This is a genomic window from Phyllobacterium myrsinacearum (assembly GCF_014138285.1).
Classification (GTDB): domain Bacteria; phylum Pseudomonadota; class Alphaproteobacteria; order Rhizobiales; family Rhizobiaceae; genus Phyllobacterium; species Phyllobacterium myrsinacearum_A.
This window is the reverse complement of record NZ_JACGXN010000001.1, coordinates 989634-1001375: the sequence shown is the minus strand read 5'-3', so window position 1 is coordinate 1001375 and position 11742 is coordinate 989634. Positions and strand designations below refer to the sequence as shown.

At 56.7% G+C, this 11742-nt stretch carries 9 protein-coding genes and 2 pseudogenes; 10 read left to right on the top strand and 1 reads right to left on the bottom strand.

Annotated elements, in window-relative coordinates; all coding sequences use genetic code 11:
- Window positions 1-29 precede the first annotated feature (29 nt).
- The 5 genes from metK (at window position 30) to FHW16_RS04975 (ending at window position 5225) form a co-directional block, all read left to right on the top strand.
- On the top strand, window positions 30-1295 hold the full coding sequence (gene metK / locus FHW16_RS04995) for a methionine adenosyltransferase (protein WP_182548014.1): 1266 nt from the start codon (window positions 30-32) through the stop codon (window positions 1293-1295).
- 22 nt (window positions 1296-1317) lie between these two features.
- Window positions 1318-2028: a tRNA (guanine(46)-N(7))-methyltransferase TrmB gene (gene trmB / locus FHW16_RS04990; RefSeq protein ID WP_182548013.1), complete on the top strand. Its 711-nt coding sequence runs from the start codon at window positions 1318-1320 to the stop codon at window positions 2026-2028.
- A 235-nt stretch (window positions 2029-2263) separates the two neighbouring features.
- The gene (locus FHW16_RS04985; protein ID WP_182548012.1) at window positions 2264-3214 is read left to right on the top strand and encodes a Bug family tripartite tricarboxylate transporter substrate binding protein; all 951 of its coding nucleotides are present in this window, start codon (window positions 2264-2266) and stop codon (window positions 3212-3214) included.
- Window positions 3211-3693, top strand: a complete 483-nt coding sequence (locus tag FHW16_RS04980; RefSeq protein WP_182548011.1) for a tripartite tricarboxylate transporter TctB family protein — start codon at window positions 3211-3213, stop codon at window positions 3691-3693. Before FHW16_RS04985 ends, FHW16_RS04980 begins: the two co-directional genes overlap by 4 nt.
- A gap of 14 nt (window positions 3694-3707) precedes the next feature.
- Window positions 3708-5225 (top strand): tripartite tricarboxylate transporter permease, encoded by a 1518-nt coding sequence (locus FHW16_RS04975; protein WP_182548010.1) that lies wholly within the window; start codon window positions 3708-3710, stop codon window positions 5223-5225.
- An 84-nt stretch (window positions 5226-5309) separates the two neighbouring features.
- On the opposite strand, the gene FHW16_RS04970 is transcribed toward FHW16_RS04975, so the two are convergent.
- A complete protein-coding gene (locus FHW16_RS04970; RefSeq protein WP_182548009.1) occupies window positions 5310-5474 on the bottom strand; it encodes a hypothetical protein in 165 nt (54 codons plus the stop codon).
- Between the two features lie 412 nt (window positions 5475-5886).
- Between FHW16_RS04970 and rimP the strand changes: the two genes are divergently transcribed.
- The 5 genes and pseudogenes from rimP to infB all read left to right on the top strand — a co-directional run.
- Window positions 5887-6558, top strand: coding sequence for a ribosome maturation factor RimP (gene rimP, locus FHW16_RS04965; protein ID WP_182548008.1), 672 nt, complete (start codon window positions 5887-5889; stop codon window positions 6556-6558).
- Between the two features lie 62 nt (window positions 6559-6620).
- Window positions 6621-8222 (top strand): transcription termination factor NusA, encoded by a 1602-nt coding sequence (gene nusA, locus FHW16_RS04960; protein ID WP_182548007.1) that lies wholly within the window; start codon window positions 6621-6623, stop codon window positions 8220-8222.
- A 30-nt stretch (window positions 8223-8252) separates the two neighbouring features.
- A complete protein-coding gene (locus FHW16_RS04955; RefSeq protein WP_182548006.1) occupies window positions 8253-8894 on the top strand; it encodes an RNA-binding protein in 642 nt (213 codons plus the stop codon).
- Window positions 8891-9611 (top strand): annotated as a pseudogene (locus FHW16_RS29255) (translation initiation factor IF-2 associated domain-containing protein); the annotation flags it as partial. The gene FHW16_RS04955 and the pseudogene FHW16_RS29255, both read left to right, overlap by 4 nt.
- An 80-nt stretch (window positions 9612-9691) precedes the next feature.
- Window positions 9692-11674, top strand: a pseudogene (infB, locus tag FHW16_RS04950) (translation initiation factor IF-2); the annotation flags it as partial.
- Window positions 11675-11742 lie beyond the last annotated feature (68 nt).

Sequence of the window (11742 nt, the reverse complement as noted above, 5' to 3'; positions counted from 1 at the left end):
GTGCACGTTTGTTTCAAGAGGGGTTCCCCGTGACACGCAGTTCCTACCTTTTTACCAGTGAGTCCGTATCGGAAGGTCATCCAGACAAGGTTTGTGATCGTATTTCCGATGAAATCGTCGATATGATCTATAGGGAAGCGAAGAAGACGGGTGTTGATCCGTGGACTGTGCGTATCGCTTGCGAAACCTTGGCAACGACCAATCGTGTCGTTATCGCCGGTGAGGTACGTGTTCCGGACACGCTTCTCAAAAAGGACAAGAACGGCGCTGTTGTTCATGATGCCAAGGGTCATCCGGTCATCAATCCCTCCCGTTTCCGCGCGGCAGCACGGCGTGCGATCCGTGATATCGGCTACGAGCAGGAAGGCTTCAGCTGGAAAACCGCAAAGATTGATGTGCTGTTGCATCCGCAATCGGCTGACATTGCGCAGGGCGTCGATAATGCCTCCGATCGTCAGGGCGAAGAAGGTGCTGGTGATCAGGGTATCATGTTCGGCTATGCATGCCGCGAAACCCCTGATCTGATGCCGGCTCCGATCTATTATTCCCACAAAATTCTCGAGCTGCTTGCTGCTGCCCGTCACAAGGGCGAAGGTGATGCCGGACGGCTTGGCCCTGATGCCAAGAGCCAGGTGACCGTTCGTTATGTTGACGGCGTTGCCGCCGAAGCGACGCAGATCGTTCTTTCAACTCAGCATCTTGATGCGAGCTGGGATTCCAAGAAGGTTCGCCAGGTGGTTGAGCCCTACATCCGCGAAGCGCTGGGCGATCTCAAGATTGCTGACACCTGCGTCTGGTACATCAATCCAACCGGCAAGTTCGTCATCGGCGGGCCGGATGGTGATGCAGGACTGACAGGCCGCAAGATCATCGTTGACACATACGGCGGTGCTGCGCCCCATGGCGGCGGAGCATTCTCCGGCAAGGATACAACGAAGGTTGACCGGTCTGCGGCCTATGCTGCCCGCTATCTTGCGAAGAACGTTGTGGCTGCAGGGTTTGCTGATCGCTGCACCATCCAGCTGTCCTATGCCATTGGTGTTGCCCAGCCCCTGTCGGTGTACGTTGACCTGCACGGCACCGGCAAGGTGGATGAGGATGCGATCGAAGGCGCTTTGCGCAAGGTCATGGACCTTTCGCCAACGGGCATTCGCAAGCATCTTGATCTCAACAAGCCGATCTATGCCAAGACATCCGCCTATGGCCATTTCGGCCGCAAGCCGGGTCGTGATGGTTCTTTCTCCTGGGAGAAGACCGATTTGGCCAAGCAACTGAAGAGCGTACTGGCAGCGTAAGCCGCCAGTACGATTGATTGTGATGATGACAGAGACAGAAGAGCCAAGGCGCGAGCGTTCGACGGAAGCCTTTTTTGGCCGACGCAATGGCAAAACGCTGAGGCCGTTGCAGCGGTCCATTCGTGATGAACTGCTGCCGCTGCTCAAGCTGGACCTGTCGCAAGCTGCCCCCAATGACCTGCGCGGTCTTTTCACTGCGCAGGTCGACAAGGTCCGGCTGGAGATCGGGTTCGGCGGCGGCGAACATTTGCTACATGAAGCCGCCCGGTTTCCCACCTCCGGGTTCATCGGCGTTGAGCCCTTCGTCAATAGCATGGCAAAGCTTGTTGTTGATTTGCACGACAATCCTTTGCAGAACATCCGTCTCTATGACGATGATGCCACGCAGGTTCTTGACTGGTTGCCGGAAGCTTCGCTTGACGGCATAGATCTGTTTTATCCGGATCCCTGGCCGAAGAAAAAGCACTGGAAGCGGCGTTTTGTCAGCCAGAAGAATCTTGACCGTTTTGCCCGGGTATTGAAACCAGGCAGTCCGTTCCGCTTCGCGTCCGATATTGATACGTACGTTAACTGGGCGTTGCAGCATTGCCGTGAGCACGGCGATTTCGAATGGCAGGCCGAAACTTCGGCCGATTGGCATACGCCTTATGAAGCTTGGCCCAGCACACGCTATGAGCAGAAGGCGCATCGTGAAGGCCGTATCGGTGCCTATCTGACCTTTTTACGCCGCTAATCGCTCTGTCCGGGCAATATTGGCCCGTCTCTCAACTCCGATGACAGCTTCCAGACAGTTTTCTCATGTCAATCTGACGATGAGGAGACCGCTGGGAGGCTGTCCTATAGTTGTATTGTTGCATTGAATTCGACGTTTGTCGTCAATGCGTGGCTTTGACTGTCGCCAACTCCCGGCTTCTTCAAAGGTCCAGGAAAAACAGACGGCTGAATGCTGTCACGGGAGGATTTCTACAATGCGTAAAATGTTGCTTACTTTCGTCGCTGCCGGCGCAATGATTGTGTCAGGTTCGGCTTTCGCTGCAGATTACAAGATCATGGCTCCTGCGGCCCCTGGCGGCGGCTGGGATCAGACGGCTCGTACGATTCAGACCGTGTTGCAAGATGAAAAAATCTCGGGGAACGTTCAGGTCGTTAATGTCCCAGGAGCTGGTGGCACCATTGGTCTGGCCCAGTTTGCCAATTCCGCGAAGGGTGATCCGGCGCAATTGATCGTCGGCGGTTACGTGATGGTTGGTGCTATTTTGACGAACGCGTCACCGGTCGACCTGTCACAGGTCACCCCGATTGCACGCCTGACGGGTGAGTTCGAAGCATTGGTCGTTCCGGCCGCATCCCCGATCAAGACCATCGCGGATCTTGTTGAGAAGCTCAAGGCTGATCCGGGTTCGGTTTCCTGGGGTGGTGGTTCGGCCGGTGGCACGGATCACATTACGGCTGGTCTGATCGCCAAGGCAGCAGGCGTTGATCCGACCAAGGTCAATTACATCGCTTTCTCCGGTGGCGGTGAGGCGTTGGCTGCCATTCTCGGCAATCAGGTAACGGTCGGTATTTCCGGTTACGGTGAGTTTGAATCGCAGATCAAGGCGGGTACATTGCGGATCATCGGCATTTCCAGCGATGTAAAGGTTGCAGGTATTGACGCGCCGACGTTCAAGGAAGGTGGCGTCGATGTGGCTATCCAGAACTGGCGTATGGTGGCCGCTGCCCCTGGAATTTCCAAGGAGCAGGAAGCAGCCATCGGTGCGGATGTAGAAAAGATGGTAAAGTCGAAGACATGGCAGGATCAGCTGGCTTCCAAGGGCTGGGCGGATACCTACCTTGCGGGTGACGCGTTCAAGGCGCAGCTGGCGAAGGACACCGACGCAACGTCCGCAATCCTGAAAGATATCGGCCTTGTAAAATGACAGACAGGTCAAACACTCCCGAAGCGCGCCGCCCAGATCGGGCGGCGCTGGTCATTGCAGTCGTTCTTGCCATCATAGCGGCTGTCATTGTTTACAGCACGGCGACCGCCCACGGCGGAAGCACGACACGCATTGGCCCCGGCGCATTTCCTTATGCCATATCGGCCTGCCTGTTTGCGTTGGCCATCTGGACCGGTTTCGAAGCTTGGCGCGGGGATTTCCCCGAACGCGAAGAGCAGGAGTTTGGACCGGTTTTCTGGATTGTCAGCGGGCTTGCTGCACAGATGCTGCTCCTGAACACGGTCGGCTTTTCGATTGCAACGGGTATTCTGTTTGCAGCGACGGCCCGCGGGTTCGGCAAGGGGCCGCTCTGGATGACCGTTCCTATCGGCATCGTCCTGTCCTTTGTGGTTTGGGTCATTTTTGCCAAGGGGCTGCAATTGTCGCTTCCGGCCGGGCCGCTTGAGCACCTCATTTAAAAGGCATCACAGCCATGGATACATTTTCACTCCTAGCCCACGGTTTCCTAGTCGCATTGGAGCCGATGAATCTGTTTTATGCACTGGTTGGTGTGACATTGGGCACAGCCGTTGGCGTCTTGCCCGGTATCGGACCAGCGCTGACAGTCGCGCTGCTTCTGCCCGTTACCTACAAACTCGATCCGGCCGGTTCGCTTATCATGTTTGCCGGTATCTACTACGGAGGCATGTATGGCGGATCAACCACGTCCATTCTTCTGAACACGCCGGGGGAAAGCGCCTCCATTGTTACAGCGCTGGAAGGTAACAAGATGGCGCGTGCCGGACGCGGCGGGCCGGCGCTGGCAACGGCTGCTATCGGTTCGTTCGTTGCCGGTCTCATAGCAACGCTGGGCCTTGCGCTGATCGCTCCGACAATCGTCAAATTTGCGCTGTCTTTTGGACCGGCGGAATATTTCGCGCTGATGATCCTTGCCTTCATGACCGTATCGGCGGCGTTCGGCGATTCAACATTGCGCGGGCTGACGGCACTGTTTCTCGGTCTCGCGCTTGGCCTGATCGGTATCGATCTGCAGACCGGGCAGGCGCGGCTGGCATTCGGTATTCCGGATCTGCTCGACGGTGTGGAGGTAACGACGCTTGCGGTTGCACTTTTCGCGATCGGAGAAACCTTGAGCGTGGCCGCTGCGCGCGGTGGCGGCGATGAAAAGATCGAACCGGTCAAGGGTTCGGTCTGGATGAACAAAGAAGATTGGTCCCGCTCCTGGAAGCCATGGCTGCGCGGCACGCTCATCGGCTTCCCGATCGGGGCGATGCCTGCGGGTGGCGCAGAGATCGGTACGTTCCTCTCCTATTCGGTGGAAAAGCAGTTGGCGAAAAAGCCGGAGGAATTCGGCCACGGCGCCATTGAAGGCGTGGCTGGTCCGGAGGCTGCCAATAACGCGTCGGCCGCCGGAACGCTGGTTCCCTTGCTGACGCTTGGTCTGCCGACGACGGCTACGGCCGCCATTATGCTGGCTGGTTTTCAGCAGTTTGGTTTGCAGCCTGGACCCTTGCTGTTTGCGACCAACCCGCAAATTGTCTGGGGATTGATTGCCAGCCTTCTGGTAGCCAATTTCATGCTGCTGGTGCTTAACCTGCCGCTGATCGGCCTCTGGGTGCGGTTGCTGTCCATCCCGAGGCATTGGCTCTATGCGGGTATTCTGGTGTTCGCAACACTTGGCACAATCGGCGCCAATCCCTCGACATTCGAGCTGGGCATGCTGCTGGTGTTCGGTATCCTGGGATATATTCTGCGGCGCTTCGGTTATCCGATTGCACCTGTTGTCGTGGGCCTGATCCTTGGACCGATGGCGGAGCAGCAGTTGCGCCGTGCACTCGCGATCAGTCAGGGCGACGTTACCGTTCTGGTGGGGTCGCCCATCGCGATCATTCTGCTTGTCTTGGCTGTCTGCGCTGTAGTTGTACCATTGATCTTGCGGGCACGGGGCAAAGGCAAGGTGCTGTCGCAACTCGCCGCAAACGAAGACTGATCATTAATCAGCCTGTTCCACCGGAAAAATTACTCTGACGCATGATCCCGTCCGAAAAGTCATGCAACTTTTCGGGATCATGGGTTAGTTCCGGTGGATAGCGCTGAACTGAACAGGGTCAATGCCAAGATTGCGCAGATCTGAAGCAATCGGCTGGTGACCGATACGTGTTGCGGATGCAACAGCGACGGCACTGCCGAATACGTTGAGAAAGCGGCTGATCTTGTAAGGCATATGTCTCTTGGTCATGGCTCATTCCTTTCGCAGTTATATTGCGATGCAGCATAGATAAGTGAATTGACCTTGGACGGTTAGGCCCTCACGCGCAGGGCAGCCATGCGAAAATGCATTGCGATGGCCTGAATTCTGCATTTTCAGCCCATATAAAAGCCTGAATCCACCGCTGGCCGCAAATTTCGGCTGCCTTGGGTCTTGCGGGTCGATCTGCATGATTTGTGGGAAGCGCCGTGGTTTGACGCAGCTTTAACTGATATAGAAACGGACGAACTTGTGACTCGTATGCAGAAATTCGTCACGGCGCTTGAAACTGCCCCGTCATTTCGATATATAGAAGTCATATTCTTGGTCGATAGAACAGGGGTGGGTCCACACAGGTCCCGCTCTTTTTTGTTTCTTGGGGCCGAAACAGGGAAAATTCTGCGTGACAGACGGCACCAAAACAGAACACGAAGCGGTTGAAACAACCGTGCACGAAGAGCGTATTATAACCGAGACGGGTATCGATGCCCGTGTTGCCGGTATTATTGAGCCGGTTCTCGAATCCATTGGTTTTCGCCTCGTGCGTGTTCGGCTCTCCGGCTTGAACGGCCTCACTTTGCAGATCATGACCGAGCGCTTCGATGGCACGATGACCGTTGAGGATTGCGAACTGGTTAGCCGCACCATGTCGCCGGTGCTGGATGTGGAAGATCCCATCGACCGTCATTATCATCTGGAAGTGTCATCGCCCGGCATTGACCGTCCGTTGGTGCGCAAATCGGATTTCACCACGTGGTCCGGTCATGTCGTCAAGGTTGACACCTCAGCAGTATTGAGCGGACGCAAGAAATTCCGCGGCCGCATTGCAGCCGTTACGGAGGATGCTGTCACGATAGAGAGTGATCAGGCGAGTTATGGTGACGAGCCGGTGATCGAAGTGCCATTCGAATTGATCTCGGATGCACGGCTCATTTTGACAGATGATCTTATTCGCGATGCTTTGCGCCGCGACAAGGATTTGCGCGAAGGCCGGATTCCGGAGGAGGGCGCTGCGTCCTCTGACGAGGCAGACCAGACGGAATCCGCCGAGCAGGAACAGACAAAACAGGATTGATCTTCATACGCCCGCGGGAGAAGCGGTGCGATGAACCCCAAGGGGAACTCAAGGAGAAAGACATGGCAGTCAGTGCAAACAGGCTAGAACTTCTGCAGATCGCCGATGCGGTGGCCCGCGAGAAGTCGATTGACCGCGAGATCGTTATTGCGGCAATGGCCGATGCCATCCAGAAAGCCGCGCGTTCGCGTTACGGTCAGGAGACCAATATCCGCGCCGATATCAACGCCAAAACAGGCGAGATCAAGCTGCAGCGCCTGCTGGAAGTTGTCGATAATGTCGAAGATCCGGTCACGCAGATCAGCATGGACGCTGCACGCGATCGTAATCCTGATGCGCAGCCGGGCGATTTTCTCGCCGACCAGCTGCCGCCAATGGATTTCGGCCGCATCGCTGCGCAGTCCGCCAAGCAGGTTATTGTGCAGAAAGTGCGTGAAGCCGAGCGTGACCGCCAGTATGACGAATACAAGGATCGTGTCGGCGAAATCATCAACGGCAGCGTCAAGCGCGTTGAATACGGCAATGTGATTGTCGACCTCGGCCGTGGTGAAGCGATTGTCCGCCGCGACGAACTGATCCCCCGCGAGACATTCCGTTACGGTGACCGTGTCCGTGCTTATGTTTATGACGTGCGCCGCGAACAGCGCGGCCCGCAGATTTTCCTGAGCCGTACGCATCCGCAGTTCATGGCAAAGCTTTTCACCATGGAAGTGCCTGAAATCTATGACGGCATCATCGAAATCAAGTCGGTTGCCCGTGATCCGGGTTCCCGCGCCAAGATTGCGGTGATTTCGCGTGATTCGTCGATCGATCCCGTCGGCGCCTGCGTTGGTATGCGCGGTTCGCGCGTTCAGGCTGTCGTCGGCGAGTTGCAGGGCGAAAAGATTGACATCATTCCGTGGTCGCCGGAGCCAGCTTCCTTCATCGTCAATGCGTTGCAGCCGGCGGAAGTTTCCAAGGTTGTGCTTGATGAAGATGCCGAACGTATTGAAGTTGTGGTCCCGGATGACCAACTATCCCTAGCGATCGGTCGTCGTGGTCAGAATGTACGCCTCGCATCGCAGCTAACCGGCTGGGACATTGACATTCTCACTGAACAGGAAGAATCCGAACGCCGCCAGAAGGAATTCGTCGAGCGCTCGAACCTGTTCATGGAAGCACTTGATGTTGACGAGATGGTCGGTCAGGTTCTTGCGTCGGAAGGTTTTGCCAGCGTCGAGGAAATCGCCTATGTGGATGGCGATGAAATTTCCTCCATCGATGGTTTCGACGAGGAAACTGCAAGTGAAATTCAGCAGCGCGCTCAGGAATATCTCGGACGTATTGAAGCGGAACGGGATGCGCGCCGCAAGGAACTTGGTGTTGAGGACGACCTGCGCGACCTGCCTGGCATGACAAATGCCATTCTGGTCGCGGTCGGTGAAGATGGCGTTAAGTCCGTCGAAGACTTCGCCGGGTATGCGGTGGATGAATTGACCGGCTGGCGTGAACGCAAGGATGGTGAGACAATCAACCATGCGGGCATTCTCTCGGCTTTCGAAGTCAGCCGTACCGAAGCGGAGCAGATGGTTCTGACTGCACGCCTCAAGGTTGGCTGGATCACCGAAGACGATCTGGTTGCTGTAGAAACTGACGAAGTGCCGGACGAAGAGGTCGCTGGCTGATAGCGAGAGACCTTGTACGTGGAACCGGAAATGAATGACAGGACATGCATTGTCACGCGCGAAGGCGGTTCTGTCGATGACATGATCCGGTTCGTTGCAAGCCCCGATGGAACGGTTGTCGCTGATTTGAAGCGCAATCTTCCTGGCAGGGGGTGTTGGGTGAAGGCCCAGCGGCGTTATATTGATGAAGCGGTCAAGCGAAAGCTCTTCCCGCGTGCGTTGAAAACCAATGTGACTGTCCCGGATGATTTCGGGTTGGTTGTAGATCAGATGCTGGTAAAATTCGCGCTTGGCAGTTTTGGGTTGGCGCGCAAGGCCGGTGTTGTGGTAACAGGGGCCGCAAAAGTGGACTCAGCGATCCGCAACGGCACCGCAGCGTTGGTTCTTCATGCCCGTGAAGCAGCGGAAGATGGTGTCCGCAAGCTTGATCAGGCCCGCCGTTCGGTCGTTTATGCCGGCGGACCCGAAATTCCCGCCCTTTCATTGTTTGAAAGCGATGAAATGGATTTGGCATTAGGCGGGGTAAATGTGATACATGCTGCCGTACTCAAGGGGAAGGCAGCTGCCGGGTTCGTTAATCGAGCTTGGCTGCTACAGCATTTTCGCGATGGCCTCACGGATCTGGCCGACGCTAAAGCGGCATCTGCCGCGAAGGAAACGGAAACGGAATGAGCGATACAAAATCGACAGACGACAAGACGCTTGGCGTCAATAAAAAGACCCTGACCTTGAAGCGGCCTGGCGTTGAACAGAGTACAGTGCGTCAGAATTTCAGTCATGGCCGCACGAAGTCTGTTGTCGTTGAAACAAAGAAGCGCAAGTTTAGCCTTCCGGATCAGAAGCCGGAGGTAACGCCTCCTGCTGCTCCGGTGCAGGCGCCAGCGTCTGCGGCCCCAGCACCTGCTCCTTCGGCACCGGTTGCGCGGCCAACAGCGGCTCCCCAGCCAGCACCTGCGCCGGTGCAGACGACCGCGCCAAGCACGCCAGCGCCAGCGCCGCGTCCGGCTGCTCCTGCGCCAAGTGCACCGGCGCCGTCTGCTTCCGCAAGTGCGCGTCCCGCTGCCCCCGCTCAGTCGCAGCGTCCGGCACAGCAGCCTTACCGTTCCGCAAGCCCCCGCCCGAATGATCGTTCAGGCATGGTGCTGAACACACTGTCGACCGCTGAACTTGAGGCTCGCCGCAAGGCACTTGAAGGTTCAAAGGTTCGTGATGCAGAGGACCGTGCCCGTGCAGCAGTAGAAGCTGCACGCCGTGCGGAGGAAGACGCTCTGCGCGCGAAGGAGCGAGAAGAATCTGCTCGCCGTCAGTCAGAGGAAGAGGAGCGCCTGCGTAAGGAAGCTGAAGCCAAGCATCGCTCGGAAGAGGAAGCTCGCAAGCGCCAGCCTGAAACAGCAGCCAAGGCTACCGAAGAAGCTTCTGCGCCGAAGGGTGCCGTGCGTAAAGTTGCCGCCGAGGAAGAAGAAGAACGTCGCGCCAGCCCTGCCGGTGCCCGTCGTGGCAACAGCAGTGCTGCGCCGGCCAAGCCGGAAGTGCGCACACCCAAGGTTGTCAAGGGTGAAGATGAGCGCCGTCGTGGTAAGCTGACTCTGGGCTCCGCGTTGAATGACGAAGGCCGCAGCCGTTCACTTTCCGCCATGCGCCGCCGTCAGGAGAAATTCAAGCGCGGCATGCAGCAGGAAACACGTGAGAAAATCGCGCGTGAAGTCATTCTGCCTGAGACCATCACAATTCAGGAGCTCGCCCAACGTATGGCTGAGCGTTCGGTCGATGTCATCAAGTACTTGATGAAGGAAGGCCAGATGATGAAGGCTGGCGATCTGATCGATGCTGATATGGCTCAGCTGATCGCTGAGGAATTCGGCCACACGGTTCGCCGTGTCGCAGAATCCGACGTTGAAGAAGGTATCTTCAACGTACAGGACGACCAGACTTCGTTCGTGTCGCGGCCGCCAGTCGTTACAATCATGGGTCACGTCGATCATGGCAAGACCTCGTTGCTTGATGCCATCCGCAAGGCCAATGTGGTTTCTGGTGAAGCAGGTGGTATCACCCAGCACATCGGCGCCTATCAGGTCGAGCAGAACGGTCACAAGATCACATTCATCGACACACCAGGTCACGCTGCCTTTACGGCGATGCGTGCCCGCGGTGCACAGGCAACGGATATCGCTATCCTTGTCGTTGCTGCCGATGACAGCGTGATGCCGCAGACGATTGAATCGATCAACCATGCCAAGGCAGCGGGTGTTCCGATCATCGTGGCGATCAACAAGATCGACAAGCCATCTGCCGATCCGCAGAAGGTTCGCAACGGTCTGTTGCAGCATGAAGTCTTTGTTGAAACAATGGGCGGTGAAACACTGGACGTTGAAGTTTCGGCCAAGACCGGTCTTGGTCTCGATAAACTGCTTGAAGCCATCCTGCTTCAGGCTGAAGTTCTTGACCTCAAGGCTGATCCTACACGTACAGCTGAAGGCGTCGTCATCGAAGCCAAGCTTGATCGCGGACGCGGCTCGGTTGCAACCGTACTGGTTCAGAAGGGTACACTGCGCCCTGGTGACATTATTGTTGCCGGTAGCGAATGGGGCCGTGTTCGTGCACTCGTCAATGATCGCGGTGAAAACCTGAAGGACGCTGGTCCGGCTATGCCGGTTGAGGTTCTCGGTCTTGGTGGGCCGCCACAGGCGGGTGATCGCTTTGCCGTCGTGGAAAACGAAGCCAAGGCCCGGGAGATTTCCGAGTACCGTACGCGTCTTGCCCGTGAAAAGGTTGTGGCACGTCAGGCAGGATCGCGTGGCTCGCTCGAGCAGATGATGAGCCAGTTGCAGGTAACTGGTCTGAAGGAATTCCCGCTGCTCATCAAGGGTGACGTGCAGGGTTCCATCGAAGCCATTGCCGGTGCACTGGACAAGCTCGGAACTGATGAAGTTCGGGCACGCATCATCCATTCGGGTGCCGGTGGTATCACCGAGAGCGATATCGCTCTTGCTGAAGCGTCCAATGCAGCGATCATCGGCTTTAATGTTCGTGCCAACAAGCAGGCACGTGATCTGGCCGAGCGTGAAGGCATAGAGATCCGCTACTACAACATCATCTACGATCTGGTTGATGACGTGAAGGCAGCAATGTCCGGTCTTCTGTCGCCGGAACGCCGCGAAACCTTCCTCGGCAATGCGGAGATCCTCGAGGTCTTCAATATTACCAAGGTCGGCAAGGTTGCGGGTTGCCGCGTTACGGAAGGCAAGGTCGAACGTGGTGCAGGCGTGCGCCTTATCCGCGACAACGTTGTCATTCACGAAGGCAAGCTCAAGACGCTCAAGCGCTTCAAGGACGAAGTCTCCGAAGTGCCTGCGGGTCAGGAATGCGGTATGGCGTTCGAGAACTACGACGATATTCGCGCAGGCGATACGATCGAAGCGTTCCGCGTAGAACACATTACCCGCACGCTTTGATGCCAAGCCCCAAGGGCAGCGTTTAAATCATCGACAACAGGATCGCCGGAACAAAAACCGGCGATCTC